Source organism: Nonomuraea sp. NPDC049421 (assembly GCF_040677005.1).
GTDB classification, from domain to species: domain Bacteria; phylum Actinomycetota; class Actinomycetes; order Streptosporangiales; family Streptosporangiaceae; genus Nonomuraea; species Nonomuraea salmonea.
The window spans coordinates 1-15744 of sequence record NZ_JBFAQA010000054.1; the positions used below are offsets into that span (position 1 = coordinate 1).

The following is a 15744-nucleotide window of genomic DNA, read 5'->3' on the forward strand; positions in this document are numbered from 1 at the left end:
CGGCCTCACCTGCTCACCGGCTGTCTGACCCAGACCGGGCTCACCCTCGATACCCCGGCAAAGCCATGACCGACTCTACGAATTCAACCTGTGTATCTACACTCAGACCCCCAGCCCCGTAACTCGTAAGGCGCCTGACGGCCCAATCAGAGCCTCGACCGTTCAAGCGAGACATAACTAATCTTTCGGTACCACTTATAGGCCCTCTGGGATATCCCAGAGGGCCTACGCCTGTGCACCCGATTCGTCGTAACCGAAGGGATATGCCGGACTGGCTGCGGGGGTCATTTCACTTCTCGCTGGTTGTGGTTCAAAAGAATAGGGCCTTCGGCGAGGCGCCAGTTCACTAGGCCGGACGAGGCGGAGAGCGAATGACGCACCCTGTGATCTGTGAGCGGGCCAAGGGGCATTACTGCGGATGCTCCGCCTGCGGAGGGGCACAGCACGGCTGGACCAACGGTCTCTCGTTGGCCCGCGACCCCTCTCCCGTTGCTCGTCAAAAGGCGAGAGACGACAGTGACCTTGCATGGGCCAGAACTCGGCCTCCCGTAGGGCGGCGCAAGCCGTCCAAGGACAGACAGGCGGCAGCCACCGATAGTGCCACGGTCGACCTCGTTGACTGGCTATCCGAAAACCCGGACACCATCGACCGCATCCAGGAAATCGGAGACATTCTCGCCGGCCCCGTAATCCAGGAACTCGATAAGGGGTTCGGCGGGAGCAGGCCACGAGAGGCCAGGAGGCAACTCAACAGTCATTTATGGTGCGACCTTCTCGCCGCCGTGGCCGAGGCTATCGAAAAGCTCTCGAAGGCCATGGACCGAATCCCGGAGTACGTGACGACGGTCATCCTGCAGTCCCGGAAGGCCGAGGGTCGCAGCGGTCTGCTCGATGCTTTGGTGGGTCTCGCCGTACGGACGGCATGGGAGCCCATCAAGAGCATGATCCACACGACGGGGATCGAGGAGATCCAACGAGGATGCCGGATCCTCGCCGTCCTGATCTGTCCCGCGCCCGAGAACCACAAGGCCGTCCAGGACGGCGCCCTCCTCCCCTTGGCGAAGGAGGGGTTGCTGGAGACCAGCAGGGAGCGGCTTGAGCAGGTCTTCCCCGAGGATTGGGTGCGCCGCCTACGAGAGGGCCTCGACGGTGCTGAGTAGAGCGGCCGGCGTCCCGTCGGCATGAGCTGTTCGCGGGGGATCGGCTGTGCCGGGCCGCGTTGCTGTACGACGCTGCTGTACGGCCACGAAAAAGGCCCTCCGGGATCATCCCGAAGGGCCTTTGACTTGGAGCGCGGCCGAGAGGACTCGAACCCCTAACCTTCTGATCCGTAGCAAGGCCAGAGACGTCCACCACTATCCAGCACCGACAGAAACTCCTGGTCATCAGGGATTCTCGGCCTCGGAGACTCCAGAGCCGTCCAGGGGTGTTCAAGGGTGTTGTTAGCGTCGGCGTTAGCAAGATCATGACAGTCCGGAGTGTTGTCGGTCCTCATGGCTACTCTCCCGCGTATGGCAGTCCCCGAGATCATCCCCATCGTTTATGAACCCGACTACCACACCGGCACGATCGGCCATTGGGATGGCGGTCAGTTCTTCGGCTCCGTCGTCGCAGCCTTTCGTGAGGGCTACACCCGCACCGACGACTGGCAGGCACACAAGCGCTGGTACGTCGTTCTGCACACCTTCGATGCCGCCGGCCGCCACCTCGACTCGCGCATCGAGCACACGGGTGCCGAGGACGACCATCGGGCAAGCGTCGACCTCGCTCACGAGAGACTGAAGCACTGGCTCGACGCGCTTCCGGGCCTTCGCTTCGACGACATCGCCATCCGGCCCTTCCAGCACACGTTCGACGGGGTGCTGTTCGGCCTGGTCATCGAAACCTTCGAAGGCGAAGAACACGCCGAGTTCTACCCGAACAACATCGGTTTCTACGAACCATGGGATGGCGTGTACGACACCTGACCATCTGATCCGTAGGGAAGGGCGCATCCCACGTCGGCGGACTCGCGCCCTGGTAAAGCGGTAGATGCAGGGCGGTGGAGTGTGATCGTGTAAGACGGTGTTGCTGTACGGGACTGCTGTACAACGCTCTCCCGTGAGCTGCGGCGCGCCTCTCTGTCGGCTGTCGCCATACAGGATCTCGATCACCTGGAGCGCGCGTAACAACATGATCCGCTTTGTGCTCGTGCCTTGTCCCCCATCGACCCAGAGCGTACGGAGACTGGCCGGCCGTCGCCCACCGATGTCGGCAACGGGGTGGTCTCCAATCATCCATTAGAGGAGTAACCGATTGATAAATAATCATTATGCTGGTATGGCCATCTGTAGGATGTCTATAACTCGCCACGATATAGACTTCCTGCAGATTCACGGCGGCTTGTCCTCACCGATGTAAGCGGCGAGGCGATCTGCGAGTGCTGAAAATTCGTCCCTGCGAGTCGTAGGGATGATAGGCGATGAGGGCTAAGGTTGACGCACGCAAAAAAGCATCATTTCGTTCCCCAGTTTCTCCTGAGGCGCTTCGCTGGCTCGGGCGAGAAACTCACCGTGCATCATGTGACTAGGGGTGTGATCTTCACCAGTACCGTCCGCAATATCGGTCATCGAAACCTGGGCCACACAATGACGATGCCGGGTAGCGAGCCAGATCACACAACACTCGAAACCGAAATGAGCAAAATAGAAGCAGAAGCCGCAGCGGCCATCTCGAAACTCAGTACATCGAACCATAAAATAGTTCCTGACGAGCTCCGCCCAGCAATCGCGTGGTTTCTCGCACTTCAATGGCAGCGGAGCAGGTTTCTACTTCATGTCACAGAAAAGGAATTGAGCACTCTAGGTCACGACAATGATGCAAAACTTCACCAAACCATTATGTTGAGGCATATAAGATACCGGGTTATTTTTCCCTGGTCTCTTCGACATGATCCCAATGCATACTACAAAGACGCCTGGAATAATCTCGTCGCAATTTTAACTAGCCCCGATATGCATTGGTCATGCTATCGCCCCAAGAATCCATCATTAATCGTCTCCGATGCCAGCATATGCTTCTCAGGGGCAAGGGATGGCTTCGTTCCAGAAATTCCATCAAAATTTCTGGACCATGGAATAGGGGCAGGGTTTCACGGCTTCCGACGCATGACGGTCCCGCTCGGGTCACGCCTGGGACTAATCATATCTAGCGACAGAAATGATGCAAGGAGAATCCGGGCCAGCGAATTCAATAAATTCACCGTGTTTAATAGTCGCGAGTTTGTAGCTCATGCTCCTGACTGGGCGGCAGAAAATCAAGACCTCGCCATGGAACTACAGGAGCATCTTTGGGTCCAACGAACCATCAGTCCTGTGTTCCTTTTCGGCTACTCAGGGAAGACCTGAGCCAGGTCAGCAGACCCTAGTAGGGCTCGGACCCGTTGCTATACCGATAGATCACTCGGAGCCTCTAGCCTGCGGATACATCATAGGAGGAACGAATTCCAGCACATTTCTCTACGCGAGTGAGAACTTGATCGTCCAGGCCCGTCCAGATGAGGCGACGATGGCTGCTCAAGGCCGCCCTAGCGTCGGGCACTGTCCGCGAAGGTCCATGAACGTCCAGGACCGTTGTTAGTATCTCCGTTAGCAGCATCGGACCTCAGTGCGTTAGCCGGACACTGCGGTGACTGAACGCGGCCGATGGCAGGCACTTCGTCTGCGCGATGAGTGAGTGGGCCAACTTACACAATCCGCAACGCTGCATTGTGCAAAAACTTGTAGATAAGTCATCATCAAGAAATACCAAGATCACTCCTCTATAGAGACACTCCATTGAGAAGCCGGAGATCCATCGACTTCTAGGCCATAACAGAGAATCTGCCTGGCCAAATCGGGGTGCTCTTCACTGCCTTCCAAGTCAGCCAGAATGGCGAGCGCGTTAGAACCAGTTACCCTGTCGGCATAGCCCTGATTAATGGCTATCATCATATATTGCTTCGCTTTCCCGGAGTCTCCAACGGCGCGCCACGCCTTTGCCAGCAACAAGAGAGCATCGGCATCCCCATTGTCCGCCTGATTGAGGAGATGACTTGAAATCCACGCGAAGGATTCCTCGTCGTCTTTGATTTCTTCAATCAAGTCATCTTCGATCTCCAAACGCTCCTCTTCGGCATTGCGTAGATTCTCTGCCGCTACTCTAAGGGCTCCAAATTTCTCGTCCATCGCCTCTACGCTGTGCCATGCCTGGCGAAGTAGGTCTCGCAGACCACCTTCATCGTGCGAAAGATCTAGATCGGTCAAAGATTTCTTCGGAGATAGGTTAAACGCTTGCTCTAGAAGGCGGAGTGCATGCTCTTTATTCTGTCCAGGTTCTGTCAAGTAGATAGCGAGCCTCGCTGCTAGCGCCTTATCGCCTACTTGGCCCAATATGCGAGCTGCAGCCTTCTCATCGCCGTGATCCTTTTCAATCTGAGCCAGGTATAGCCACGCATCCTCAATACCCTTGTCAGCCGCATGGCTGAATAGTTTTCTGGCCTCGTCTATCGCGCCAGCAGCTCTACGATGCTCTGCGACGTACAAAATCGCTTCGAGTTCTCCGAGGTTTGCTGCCTGCAAGTACATGAGGGCTGCATAGTTCAATCGACCTCGTATTTGCGCCTCATAGGCCAGGTCAAGCAAACCGTTAGCATCACGCAAGTGTTTGACCGATGAGGTCCAAAAACTGGCGGGCGGAAATTCTTCCCGTCGCACAATTCGGCCAATTTCATCTAGGTAGTCGGCCAAATCGTATGTGGGCTTGCCGACTGCGCCCACTCGCCTCAATCGGAGAGGGCCGGACACTCCAAGGCATGGCTTTCGCGATTGTTTTACCGCTTTCTTAAACCAGTCGCGCTTGACTCCAGCCCATACATCTTCATGCATGTATCCTTGGACCGCACTTCGAAGAAACTCTTCGGAGATCGTTCCCTTGTATCCAAGCCTGCGCACATCCATCATCACGTGGATAAGACTGCGCGCTATTATAGGTAGCGTTTCATACCGGTTAACCAGCTCTAGCGCGCCCGCCAAGAATTGGGTGACTCGCCTATTTCCTTTTGCAGTAGCCTCCTTCAGTCGCCGATCGCGCGATGCCTCTCTGCTCAAGCGCTCGATCTCTTCGCCCAAGAACTCATCAGGAACTAGGACGTGTTGTCCGGTCAGTAGCGCCCTTGCTTGAGAATGAAGGTCAGGTTTTGTAGGGTCCGGCCGAAGCGTAAGGGTCTGCCAATGTTCAGGCCAACATGTGCCAAGGATAATTACCGGTCCGCGGGCAGGATCTTTGATCAACTCCCTCAACTCGGCAGCGATCTCCTCACCTAGATTTGAAGGAGAAGGATTCAAGTAGAACTGGATTTCATTCAACCATAGAACGGTGTATGGCGATATCTGCTTGCGCCTAAGGGCGTTTAGTAGCGCCTCATGTCTACTAGGAGTCAGCGGATGCCAGATGCGCCAGTGGCTACCGAGCGATTTAACGGCCTCCCAGCACGCCCGCGTCTTGCCGGTCGAAGAACCTCCGACCAAAACGCATATCGAGCTGTGATCCGCACTTTTATCGATAATGCTTTCCAGCCCGTGATCATGGGCTCGCTTCACGTATAGCGGAAGGACGGGAGCATTATCGTTTGTTTCTGCACTTATTATCTCGATCGAAGGGTGAACCTCAAGCTCAATTGGATCTGCTGAAACGATTGGGAGGCCCAAGATGCCGGTGTTGATTATGTTCTTGACATGACCAACTGGTGATTCTTTAGCTTCACTCCAGAGAGCCTCCCATGCTTCGAAGCTGTAGAGATGCTGTGCTCCACCGGGATGGCCTTTGCGCGCTCGCGCCATACTAATGAGAGCCCGAAGGACAGGTTTTAGCTCTTTGAAAGAGCTTGGAACGTTTTCTCCAGTTTTCCAGGCACTGATGCGTTTTCCAGTCGGCTGTCGGGATGCTTCTCCGTAACGAGCAGCTGTGCGAGCGACTGAGTCGAGTAAGGGCGTTCCTGCCAGTTTCCACAACTCTTCCAACCGGCTAGCCAGCAAGGATCGTGGCTCCTGGATGCTTCCATCCTGACTCGTCAAGGCTCTTCTCCTGTAGCGACCCATCCGGTCCGGACCGGACCGGACACCTCGCATAGCATCCTTGACCTGAGGACTTGTGCGCAAGCGGCCTGGCCGAGATGGCAGGGCATCGCTGCATAGGGCCTACTTAGCACGTGCGCCGGCCTCCAGGTTGGCCAATGTGTAGGGAGTAGCTCAGTGTCAGCGCTAGCAAGTGCCGTGTACATCAGCAGCGTCGTAGGGCTCATATACAGCTGTCTCGTTGGGGTCATGGCTGTAGTGGGCGTCATATCCCGTAGCGCGCAACGACGTCGCGACGCTCGTCAGATCCTCAAGATCCTCCTTAGAAGAAACAACGAATCTGATGGCCGGAACGAATGACCGCACTGGTTGCTGTACAGGAGGCATAAGCGCTCGGGCTCGGTGGCAAGGGCCGACGAAGTCGGTCCGCGGCAGCCGATCGCCCCGACCACAATGATGAGTACCGAAGTGAGCGATCGTCACGGCCTCGACCACTGCGATGCGGATCCAGCTAAGTGTTCATGTATGAGCGGTTAAGATCACTCGGCCGTCTACGAAAGCCATTGCTCCGTCTGATACGTCGTGTATGGACGTCACATAGAGCTGACCTTGCTCGGCGTGCTCTCGCATCTTCGCGATCGTGGCTTCATCCGGTCGAGCGCACTCGAAGGGCTGAATGGCAACGGGCGCGCGACGGGCTACCACGGAACACCATCCTGCATTGTTCGCGAGAGCGATCCTTCCAACGAAGATCGTGCCCATCGAAGTCCTACCCGGCCAGGTAGAGAGATCTACCCCGGACTGTTCGATGAAGACGTCGAAGTTGATGGGGTCCGAATATTCATCCGTCTCGATCATCTTTGCGTCGTCAGGCTCCGGATGCGAGATCATGGCAACGGCGGCGGGTTGAACGATCAGAACCGCGCGGGTGAATCCTGCTGCAATCTCTGCTGGACGGGTCCAAGCTACGCTTTTGATCTTGTTCCTCTTGTAGTGCCAGGCTCCAGATTCATGAAGGCTGATATGCCCCGCCTTCTCAAGCCCCTCTCGCTCCATGAATAGTTCAGGCTTTCTGGCCCCCGAGCGGACACGCCATGTGCGCGACCGTAATCCCTTGACCTTGATGCCGAAACGAAGGTCCGAGCTGTTGTTTCCCATGAGCCCCGATAGTACTCTTGATCGCTTATCACCTCGCACGGTTATTTAAACCACATACAGCACCTCAACCCGATCACCTCGGCGCCGGAGTCGCCGGAAGGACTCTCTGACCTCATCGACTAGATCCGGGGCCGGCGTTTCGCCTGGTGCTGGTGAATGTCCTGCGCGTGGTTCTGCCTGCGTTCGATGGTGCGGCAGGGTGGCCGGGCGGGACCGGCCCGGAGAGGCCGCACGCCCGCCCGGACCGCCCGGCCGCCCGCCGCCCATCGGGCGGCGGCTTGATGACGTGGAGAGAAGTTGCTTTCTGGTCTGGCCGTAGTTGTGTGTGTTGTCCCGGGACATGCTTGACGGATGAGTCCCAGGACATGGGCGACAGGTGCCGTTATCGGCCAGTCTGTCGTGCGTCGTTGCGGCGTCGTGCGTCGGGAGGCCGGGATTGGCCCTGGTGGATATGTCTGTGGTGGAGCAGCGGTATCGGGCTGTGCTGGCGGTGCTGGCCGGCGCGTCGGTGACCGAGGTCGCCCGGGAGGTGGGGGTGGCGCGGCAGACGTTGTCCGGGTGGGTGTCGCGTTATCGGGAGTCGGGGCTGGGCGGGCTGGTGGATCGCTCGCGGCGGCCTCATTCGTCTCCGTCACAGATGCGGGCGGAGGTGGAGGTGCTGGTGTGTGAGCTTCGGCGCCGGCATCCGCGGTGGGGTCCGGTCCGGCTGGCGCATGAGGCCGGCCGCCGGGGTGTGGATCCGCCGCCGTCGCGGATGGGGGTGTATCGAGCGCTGGTGCGTCACGGGCTGATCGAGCCTGGTGCGGGGCGGCGCAAGCGGATCTATCGGCGCTGGCAGCGGGAGGCGCCGATGGAGTTATGGCAGATGGACATCGTCGGCGGCGTGTTCTTGGCCGACGGACGTGAGGTGAAGGTGGTCACCGGGGTGGATGACCATTCGCGGTTTTGTGTGATCGCCAAGGCGGTGGTGCGGGCCACCGGCCGGGCCGTGTGTTTGGCCTTCACTGAGGCGTTGCGGGCGTTCGGGGCGCCGGGTGAGGTGCTGACGGACAACGGCAAGCAGTTCACCGCGCGGTTCGGTCATGGTGGTGAGGTGCTGTTCGACCGGATCTGCCGGGACAACGCGATCGTGCATCGGCTGACGCAGCCGCGCTCGCCGACGACGACGGGCAAGGTGGAGCGTTTCCACCAGACGCTGCGCCGCGAGCTGCTGGATGACGCCGGCCCGTTCGAGGACCTGGCCGCCTTCCAGGCAGCGCTGGATGCGTGGGTGGAGCATTACAACACTGCCCGTCCGCATCAGAGCCTGGACATGGCGGTCCCCGCTGACCGGTTCAGCCCGGTGGGTGCTGTGGAGCGGGAGTTGCTGCCGTTGCGCCTGCCGGCGATCCTGACCGCCGCGCCGGATCCGGCTCCTGCCGACGCCGCTGCTGCAAGGCCCAAGCCGAAGAGCAGCGACGAGGACGTGCCGGTGGCCGGGCAGCCGGCGGCTCCAGCGGTGTCGTGGTCGGATGGGCCGGTCGAGTTCGAGCGGGTGGTGCCGGCCAGCGGCAATCTGGGGGTGGCGGGCAAGCAGTTCTGGCTGGGTCCGGCCCGCGCCGGTCTGGTGATCACGTTCTGGGCGGATGTGAACGTGATCCATCTGCTGGTGGGCGGGGTGCGGTTGAAGAGCCTGCGTTCGCATCTGTCGACCAGTGATCTGGCCCGGTTGTTCGCCGATGGTGGCCGGGTGGCGGGGCCGTCGCCGCTGCCGCAGGCGGAGAACGATGCGGTGGTGGAGATCGAGCGGACGGTGAACAAGTACGGCATGGTCAGTCTGGCCGGCCGGTATCTGCTGGCCGCGGAGATCCTGGGCGGGCGCCGGGTCACCATCCGGATCGAGGAGAACACGCTGATGTTCCTCGATCCTGAGTCCCGGCAGCTGCTGCGGGTCCGGCCGAATCCGCTGATTTGGGCCAAGTGCCTGCAGTTGCGTGGTGCTCGCCCGGCCGGTCCGCCGCCGGTGCCGGAGCGGTCACCGGTCACGGTGCAGCGCCGCGCGAACGCCTTCGGTGTGATCATGGTGACCCGGCAGAGAGTCTCCCTCGGCCGGCTGTATGTCGGCCGGGTCGTCACGGTGCACGTCAGCGACACCACGCTGACCATCGATCTGGACGAGGGGCCGCGCACGGTGCACCGCACCACCGATCTTCCGGTCCGCAACGTCAAAGCTCATCGGCCGTACAAGGTCGGCCATGTTTCCTAGATCACCTGTCGCCGATGTCGTGGGACAGAAACGTCAGGCATCTCATGGGACTAGACACCTGGCCGAAGCTGTGTCTGGTGAGGCTTGGGTTACTTGTCGCGGCGCTGGGCCACGGTCCAAATGCGGTTGAAGCTGGTCAGGTACGTGCTTGCCGGCCCCTGGTCCTCCGTCCGGTTGAGGTGCATGACAGGGGCGTTGGCTGCTGGGGTGCCGTAGGCGTGGGTGTTGATCAGTAGCTGATCGTCTGCGCGGTAGATGGAGTTGTAGAGCACCGTGCAGTGGAGTCGGATTTCGATGCCGGGGACGTCGATTAGCGGCCAGTACAGCGTGAGCGCGTTCTTGACCCGGGCTGCCATCACCTCGGATCCGATCCCTTCGTTGGCTCCGCGTGTGGCGATTTCCGGGGCTTCGGGGTCGCCGAGGAGGATGCGGACGTTGACGCCGGTCTGGGCTCGTTCGGTGAGGATGCGCAGGGTGGCATGGTCTTCTGCGAGGAACAAGGCGCTGTAGGCGAGGATGTCGATCTCTTCGTTGGCGCTATTGAAGAGGTTGCGCCAGACGGTCTGTGGGATGGCCCAGCGGTGGGGGTAGATCGCCTGTACGCCGTCGGCGAGTGCCTGGCCTCTCGGGGCGGATTCTGGCCATAGGTCGGCTTCGTCAACGTTGAGGAGGTCGGCGACGGCCCAGCGGTGCCGAGGGTAGGGGGTGCGGCCGTTGAGCCAGCGGCTGACGGTTTTGGGGTCGACGGCCAGGGCGGCGGCAACATCGGTGGGGTTGAGCCGGGCGGCGGCCAGTGCGTAGCGGAGGTTGTTGTTCATGACCGGGCTGCTCCTCTCGCAGAACGACCCTGTGCTGCGACGTTAGCATCAGACGTCCCTAGACGTCCCCAAGTTGCGGTGTTCCCGCCCCTGGCCTCGGGGCGAAGCTCGACGTACGGAACCGCACGAGACGTCAGGGAGGACGAGGGTGCGCAAGAGTCAGGCCATCAAGGAGCAGCAGCGGGCGTACGCGGAGCGGCTGCTGGTCGCGCTGGGCGAGCAGCTCGGCGCGCGGGGCGTCACGCACGTGTTGGTCGTCACCCAGGACGGGCGGCCGGCGCTGGATGTGACCGACAGCCGGTGCCGGGTGCGGCGGGTGTTCGTGCACCTGCCGTTCTGCTGGTTCTACTGGGGTGATCAGCAGGACGAGAGGGTGTCGTTTCTGCAGATGGCCGTCGCGGTGGACCGGATCGAGGAGGCCGCGCAGAAGGGGTGGGCGGACGGGGAGCAGGGAGAGCTCACCGTCGATCTGAACAAGCTGCTCGATGCCTACCGCGGCTAGACCTGTGGCTACGGGGCGGTGGCTGACCGGCGGGCGGGTGTACGTCCAGATCGCTGATCGGATGCGGGAGCGTTTCCGGTCGGGTGAGTTCGCTCCGGGTCAGGCGCTGCCCTCGGAGGCGGAGCTGTGCCGGGAGTTCGGGGTGGCGCGCAACACGGTGCGGCGTGGGCTGGCGATCCTGGAGGAGGAGGGGTTGCTGGTCACGGTTCCGTCCAAGGGACGCGTGGCCGCCGGGGAAGATACGGCCGTCCCGTACCGCTATCAGGTGGTTGCCGCATTGCTGCGTGAGCAGATCGAGCGGGGTGACCTCGCTCCAGGTGCGGCATTGCCCAGCGAGGCCAAGCTTCAGCGGGAGCTCACGATCTCGCGCAACACCGTGCGGCAGGCGATGGCCGTGCTGGAACGAGAAGGCCTGATCGTGACGGAGCAGGGGCGGGGGAGGTTCGTCCGGCATGAACCGCCGACGGGGAAGACGTCCCAGGACGTCTAACCGCCTCACGGCGTTTTGCACCGGATTTCGTGCCTATCGTGAGGCACGTGGGACATACCGAATGGGCATATGGCCTGGCCAAGGACCTGCTGGAGACGACGTTGCCCCGGCGGTGGGCACACACCCAGGGGGTTGCCGAGCGGGCCGAGTCCTTGGCTGCGGTGCTCGGTGCGGACACCGACACGTTGATAGCCGCCTGTCTGTTGCATGACATCGGGTACGCCCCGGACCTCGTGGACACCGGCATGCATCAGCTCGACGGTGCCCGCTATCTGCGCGACGTGGCCAGGGCGGATGAGCGGCTGTGCCGTCTGGTGGCCTATCACTCATGTGCGGACAACGAGGCCCGGCAGCGGGACCTGTTCGATGTCCTGGTCAAGGAGTTCGACCAGGAACGGCCAGACCTGGCTAGAGCGCTCACCTACTGCGACATGACCACCGGCCCGGACGGCCGGCACTTGGACGTCCTCGACCGGTTGGCCGAGATCCATTCGCGGTACGGGCCCGAGCATGTGGTCAGCAGGTCGATTACGGATGCCACGCCGTGCATCGTGTCGTCGGTGCGGTCGGTGGAGGCCGCGCTATCCGATGTGCGGCAGGCCGGCGCCGGTTAGGTAGTGCTCGATCCGCATTCGCATCGACGGGTCCATGGGCAGCGACATGATCTCGTTCCGGGGTACCCAGCGGACCTCTCGGGACTCCTCGCTCGGGGTCGGCTCGCCCTCGATGGCGCGGCCGGTCAGGACGATGGAGAACTCTTGGCGGGCCTCACCGTTGGAGGTGTAGAGGATCACGTGCCGAGGGTCGCTGTAGGTGCCGACCAGGCCGGTGATCTCACACGTGATGCCGGTCTCCTCGGCCGTCTCGCGGACGGCCGCCGCGGGGATGGACTCGCCGAGGTCGACGGCGCCGCCGGGCACGGCCCAGTTGTCGTTGTCGCTGCGGCGGATCACCAGGACGTCCCCGGCCGTGTTGGTGACGATGACGTTCACGGACGGGACCAGGCTGTTCGGCGCGGGCGCGGCGGGGTCGTCGTAGAAGTCGATGCGCTTGGCCATGGTCAGGACTCCACCGGGACGGCTGCGGCCCAGACCTTCTCGAAGCTGTCGGCGTAGGTGGTGACCATCTCCCCACCGGCCACCCGACGCAGATGGAGCACGGGGGCGTTCCCGGCGCGCATGCCGTACACGTGCATGTTGACCAGGTAGTCGTCATCGGCCCGGTAGATCGAGTTGTACAGGATCGTCTGATGCAGCCGCAGCTCGAAGTTGTCCAGGCCGAACAGCGGCCGGTAGAGCACCAGAGCGGTACGGATCTGCGAGGCCATGCCGTCCCCCACACCCTCGTCCTGACCGCGCTGAGCGACCTCGGCGCAGTCCGGGTCGCCGAGCAGGATGCGCACCCGGACGCCCGCACGCGCCTTCTCCCCGAGCAGGCGCACCATCGCGGCGTCGTCGGCGAGGAACAACCCGCTGTAGACCAGGACGCCGATCTCCTCGGACGCGGCGGTGAACAGACGTCCCCACGCGTCCCGCGGCACGGCCCACCGGTGCGGGTAGATCGCCAGGACCTCGCTCTCGGACGCGGCGACCACCTGTTCGCGAGAGAGGGCCTGCGGCCACAGGTAGGTCTCGTCCACGCCCAGGTAGGAGGCCGTGGCAAAGCGGTGCTTTCTGTACGGCTCGCGGCCCTTGGTGATCCACCGCTCGACGGTCTTGGGATCGACCTCGATCGCCTCGGCCAGGTCCGCGATGCTCGCGCCCTTCTGCAACAGCGCCGCGCGTAGCCGTTCGTTCGCCATCTCACCTGCTCCCAAGGACGTCCGGGGACCTGGCCATCGTAGGCCGGACGTCTTGAACATGTCCCGTCGTGTAGTGATCTCGTCCTGACTCTGCGTCGCATTCTCGGTTGCACAACGCCACAACGGCAGCAACCGAAGGCGGAGATGCAGCAATGATCAACGAGATCACCATCCCCGGCGAGACGCCCGCCTGCGAGTGCGGCAACGCCCTGACCGAGGGGCAGACCCGATGCTCCAAGTGCCTGGCGCGCAGCCGGTGGGCGCGTAAGGAGCGGGCCAGGAACCGGCGCAACCGGCGGCGGAGCGAGACCAGGCGTCCCCCGCGCGGTCCCCGCGCTGCGGCCGCGATGGGGGTGAGCTGGACGTGAGCTGGCTTCCGCTGATCATCGCCGTCCTGCTCAGTGCCACCGTGCTGGTCGGCTACGTGATGGTCCTGGTCGGCATCCGCCGCCAGGACAAGGCCCTGAGCCTGCGCAGGCACTCCGGCGGGGCTGCGGCCTCGCTGGCGCGGAAGGTTACTGGCTGCTACGTCCGGGACGGCGTGACGTGGACGTAGCCAACTGCTCCTCGACCTTCGCCAGCCGTACCGACAGGTCCCGCACGGTGGCGCGCAGCTCGGCCAGGTCGGCCTGCTCGTCGCCGGCGGGGCGCTCGTCGGCGTCGCGGACGAAGACGCCCTTGCCCTGCTGGCCGATCACGAGGCCTTCATTGCGCAGGATGCCGACGGCCATCTTCACCACGCTCAGCGAGGCGTCGTACTGCTCGGCGAGTTGGGCGGTGGAGGGCAGCGGGGTTCCGGGCGCGAGAGAACCGCCTTGGATCTGCACGCGGAGATCGTCGGCGATCTGGAGGTAGCCGGGGCGCCCGGTGTTGCGGACCATCGCCATCCATCACATCACGAAAGTTCAACCAAGCCAACCGAGAAGACGTTGACAACCAAGCCAACTAGGTTAACTATGTTGGTGAACGACGAAAGAGGAGGTCACAGCCCATGCGTTCCGTCCCGATCCCTGTGGATGTCAGCAAGCTCGCCATCACCTGCGTCAAGGGCCCGCGCCCGCGAGTGCTCAACAAGGACACCGGCGAGATCAAGACCGACAAGAACGGCAACACCGTCTACGAGGTCACTGTCTCCGTCGAGGACGAGTTCGGCCGGATCGAACTCGTCAAGATCGGCATCACCGGCGAACCGCCCATCACCGTCGGCGACCAGGTCAACGCCATCGGCCTGCTCGGCTACGTCTGGGAAATCGCCGGCCGATGGGGCATCGCCTACCGCGCCAACGCCCTGCTCCCCATCAAGGAGACGGCCGATGCATGACGCGCTGCAGATGCTCGCAGTCCTGGCCGCCCTCGCGGCCGGGCTGTGGGCCTGGCGCCGCTACCACCACCCGTCCTTCTGGCTCGCGCTCGGCTTCCCGCTCGTCGCCCTGTCGGTACGGGCCTCGTGGCGGCGGGTCGCCCTCGGCTGCGGCCTGACCAAGAAGCGGCAGCGCTTCTGGTTCACCACCGTCCCCGGCCTGGTCGCCTCCACCGGCGTCGTCCGCGTCCGGCGCAAGTGGCAGCGCATCGCCGTGGACACCAAACCATTCATGTGGCTGCCCCTGCCGACCCGGCACGGCTGGCGCGTCACCATCCACACCCTGGAAGGCCAGACACCTGGCGACTACGCCGACGCTGCCGAACGGCTGGCCCACTCCTGGGGCGTCCACGCCATCCGGGTGTCCTCGCCTGGGCCGGGCCGGGTCGTCCTCATGGCGACCATGCGCGACCCGCTGGTGAAAGTGGACGAACTCCAGCCTTCGCCTGAGCTGCTCAAGGTGACCGTGGGGCGGCTGGAGACCGGCAAACCGTGGATCATCGACTTCCGTACCGTGCCGCACTGGATCAACGCGGGGGCCACCCAGTCCGGCAAGTCCAACCTGGCCAACGCGCTCATCGTCGGTCTCGCCCCGCAACCGGTCGCCCTGGTCGGCTTCGACCTCAAAGGCGGAGTGGAGTTCACCCCATACAGCCCGCGGCTATCGGCGCTGGCCACCTCACGGGCCGAGTCCGTCGGCCTCCTGGATGACTTGGTCGCGCTGATGATCGACCGGATGGGGCTGTGCCGCCAGGCCGGCGCCCGCAACATCTGGCAACTCCCGCCCGGCGTCCGCCCGGTCCCGGCCGTCGTCCTGGTCGACGAGCTGGCCGAGCTCTACCTGATGGCCGACAAGTCCGAGAAGGACGAGATCGCCAAAACGTCAACCGCGCTCCTGCGCGTGGCCCAACTCGGGCGCGCGTTCGGCATCTACCTGTTCTGCTGCGGCCAAAGGATCGGCTCCGACCTCGGCCCCGGTGTCACCGCCCTGCGCGCCCAGTGCTCCGGACGCATCTGCCACCGGGTCAACGACCCAGAGACCGCCACCATGACGCTCGGCGACCTCGACCCCGCCGCCCTGGTCTCCGCCCGCGCCATCGCCGCCGAGACACCCGGCGTCGCCATCGTCGCCTCCCAGGACGGTCAGTGGTACCGCGCCCGCTCCTTCTACGTCACCGAGCAGACAGCCGAACACGCCGCCCGCACCCACGCCCACCTCGCCCCCGCCTGGGACGAGATCACCGCCCACCTCCCGCAGGCCATCAACGCCTGAACCAC

General features: G+C 62.7%; 17 protein-coding genes. 11 read left to right on the forward strand and 6 right to left on the reverse strand.

Annotated features, from left to right (window positions below; translation table 11 throughout):
• The first annotated feature begins 467 nt into the window (after positions 1-467).
• The 3 genes from AB0K18_RS48735 (at position 468) to AB0K18_RS48745 (ending at position 3386) form a co-directional block, all read left to right on the forward strand.
• Positions 468-1160 (forward strand): hypothetical protein, encoded by a 693-nt coding sequence (locus AB0K18_RS48735; protein WP_364929539.1) that lies wholly within the window; start codon positions 468-470, stop codon positions 1158-1160.
• A gap of 351 nt (positions 1161-1511) precedes the next feature.
• The gene (locus AB0K18_RS48740; protein WP_364929542.1) at positions 1512-1967 is read left to right on the forward strand and encodes a hypothetical protein; all 456 of its coding nucleotides are present in this window, start codon (positions 1512-1514) and stop codon (positions 1965-1967) included.
• Between the two features lie 507 nt (positions 1968-2474).
• Positions 2475-3386 carry a DUF4238 domain-containing protein gene (locus tag AB0K18_RS48745; RefSeq protein ID WP_364929545.1) on the forward strand — a complete coding sequence of 304 codons (912 nt, stop codon included), beginning with the start codon at positions 2475-2477 and terminating at the stop codon, positions 3384-3386.
• 405 nt (positions 3387-3791) lie between these two features.
• On the opposite strand, the gene AB0K18_RS48750 is transcribed toward AB0K18_RS48745, so the two are convergent.
• Both AB0K18_RS48750 and AB0K18_RS48755 read right to left on the reverse strand, forming a co-directional pair.
• Entirely contained in the window at positions 3792-6038 is a 2247-nt protein-coding gene (locus AB0K18_RS48750; protein ID WP_364929547.1) for a hypothetical protein, read from the reverse strand.
• Between the two features lie 573 nt (positions 6039-6611).
• The gene (locus AB0K18_RS48755; protein WP_364929550.1) at positions 6612-7250 is read right to left on the reverse strand and encodes a hypothetical protein; all 639 of its coding nucleotides are present in this window, start codon (positions 7248-7250) and stop codon (positions 6612-6614) included.
• Positions 7251-7707: 457 nt separating this feature from the next.
• Between AB0K18_RS48755 and AB0K18_RS48760 the strand changes: the two genes are divergently transcribed.
• Entirely contained in the window at positions 7708-9495 is a 1788-nt protein-coding gene (locus tag AB0K18_RS48760) for an IS481 family transposase (RefSeq protein WP_364929555.1), read from the forward strand.
• A gap of 89 nt (positions 9496-9584) precedes the next feature.
• On the opposite strand, the gene AB0K18_RS48765 is transcribed toward AB0K18_RS48760, so the two are convergent.
• Positions 9585-10313, reverse strand: coding sequence for an XRE family transcriptional regulator (locus tag AB0K18_RS48765; RefSeq protein WP_364929558.1), 729 nt, complete (start codon positions 10311-10313; stop codon positions 9585-9587).
• 148 nt (positions 10314-10461) lie between these two features.
• Here AB0K18_RS48765 and AB0K18_RS48770 point away from each other — a divergent pair, with 148 nt between their 5' ends.
• From AB0K18_RS48770 to AB0K18_RS48780, 3 genes are read left to right on the forward strand one after another with little or no spacing between them, the layout of a single operon-like run.
• Positions 10462-10815: a hypothetical protein gene (locus AB0K18_RS48770; protein WP_364929563.1), complete on the forward strand. Its 354-nt coding sequence runs from the start codon at positions 10462-10464 to the stop codon at positions 10813-10815.
• Between the two features lie 37 nt (positions 10816-10852).
• Positions 10853-11305 carry a GntR family transcriptional regulator gene (locus tag AB0K18_RS48775; protein WP_364929565.1) on the forward strand — a complete coding sequence of 151 codons (453 nt, stop codon included), beginning with the start codon at positions 10853-10855 and terminating at the stop codon, positions 11303-11305.
• A gap of 47 nt (positions 11306-11352) precedes the next feature.
• Entirely contained in the window at positions 11353-11919 is a 567-nt protein-coding gene (locus AB0K18_RS48780) for an HD domain-containing protein (RefSeq protein ID WP_364929569.1), read from the forward strand.
• On the opposite strand, the gene AB0K18_RS48785 is transcribed toward AB0K18_RS48780, so the two are convergent.
• Both AB0K18_RS48785 and AB0K18_RS48790 read right to left on the reverse strand, forming a co-directional pair.
• Positions 11887-12363, reverse strand: coding sequence for an NUDIX domain-containing protein (locus tag AB0K18_RS48785; protein WP_364929573.1), 477 nt, complete (start codon positions 12361-12363; stop codon positions 11887-11889). The two genes, AB0K18_RS48780 and AB0K18_RS48785, sit on opposite strands and share 33 nt — an antisense overlap.
• Before the next feature lie 2 nt (positions 12364-12365).
• Positions 12366-13106 carry an XRE family transcriptional regulator gene (locus AB0K18_RS48790; protein WP_364929575.1) on the reverse strand — a complete coding sequence of 247 codons (741 nt, stop codon included), beginning with the start codon at positions 13104-13106 and terminating at the stop codon, positions 12366-12368.
• 152 nt (positions 13107-13258) lie between these two features.
• Between AB0K18_RS48790 and AB0K18_RS48795 the strand changes: the two genes are divergently transcribed.
• Positions 13259-13474, forward strand: coding sequence for a hypothetical protein (locus AB0K18_RS48795; protein WP_364929578.1), 216 nt, complete (start codon positions 13259-13261; stop codon positions 13472-13474).
• Positions 13471-13662 carry a hypothetical protein gene (locus AB0K18_RS48800; RefSeq protein WP_364929581.1) on the forward strand — a complete coding sequence of 64 codons (192 nt, stop codon included), beginning with the start codon at positions 13471-13473 and terminating at the stop codon, positions 13660-13662. The genes AB0K18_RS48795 and AB0K18_RS48800 overlap by 4 nt, the downstream gene beginning before the upstream one ends.
• Here AB0K18_RS48800 and AB0K18_RS48805 read toward each other — a convergent pair.
• A complete protein-coding gene (locus tag AB0K18_RS48805) occupies positions 13622-13993 on the reverse strand; it encodes a winged helix-turn-helix domain-containing protein (RefSeq protein ID WP_364929584.1) in 372 nt (123 codons plus the stop codon). The two genes, AB0K18_RS48800 and AB0K18_RS48805, sit on opposite strands and share 41 nt — an antisense overlap.
• Before the next feature lie 104 nt (positions 13994-14097).
• Between AB0K18_RS48805 and AB0K18_RS48810 the strand changes: the two genes are divergently transcribed.
• Together AB0K18_RS48810 and AB0K18_RS48815 are read left to right on the forward strand one after the other, a co-directional pair.
• Positions 14098-14427, forward strand: coding sequence for a hypothetical protein (locus AB0K18_RS48810; protein ID WP_364929587.1), 330 nt, complete (start codon positions 14098-14100; stop codon positions 14425-14427).
• Positions 14420-15739 (forward strand): FtsK/SpoIIIE domain-containing protein, encoded by a 1320-nt coding sequence (locus AB0K18_RS48815; protein ID WP_364929591.1) that lies wholly within the window; start codon positions 14420-14422, stop codon positions 15737-15739. The genes AB0K18_RS48810 and AB0K18_RS48815 overlap by 8 nt, the downstream gene beginning before the upstream one ends.
• The last annotated feature ends 5 nt before the right edge of the window (positions 15740-15744 follow it).

Bases quoted from the DNA above. Each gene is read 5' to 3' on its own strand.
- AB0K18_RS48740 (WP_364929542.1), top strand. From the start codon at position 1,512: ATGGCAGTCCCCGAGATCATCCCCATCGTTTATGAACCCGACTACCAC.
- AB0K18_RS48755 (WP_364929550.1), bottom strand. From the start codon at position 7,250: ATGGGAAACAACAGCTCGGACCTTCGTTTCGGCATCAAGGTCAAGGGA.
- AB0K18_RS48765 (WP_364929558.1), bottom strand. From the start codon at position 10,313: ATGAACAACAACCTCCGCTACGCACTGGCCGCCGCCCGGCTCAACCCC.
- AB0K18_RS48785 (WP_364929573.1), bottom strand. From the start codon at position 12,363: ATGGCCAAGCGCATCGACTTCTACGACGACCCCGCCGCGCCCGCGCCG.
- AB0K18_RS48790 (WP_364929575.1), bottom strand. From the start codon at position 13,106: ATGGCGAACGAACGGCTACGCGCGGCGCTGTTGCAGAAGGGCGCGAGC.
- AB0K18_RS48795 (WP_364929578.1), top strand. From the start codon at position 13,259: ATGATCAACGAGATCACCATCCCCGGCGAGACGCCCGCCTGCGAGTGC.
- AB0K18_RS48805 (WP_364929584.1), bottom strand. From the start codon at position 13,993: ATGGCGATGGTCCGCAACACCGGGCGCCCCGGCTACCTCCAGATCGCC.
- AB0K18_RS48810 (WP_364929587.1), top strand. From the start codon at position 14,098: ATGCGTTCCGTCCCGATCCCTGTGGATGTCAGCAAGCTCGCCATCACC.
- AB0K18_RS48815 (WP_364929591.1), top strand. From the start codon at position 14,420: ATGCATGACGCGCTGCAGATGCTCGCAGTCCTGGCCGCCCTCGCGGCC.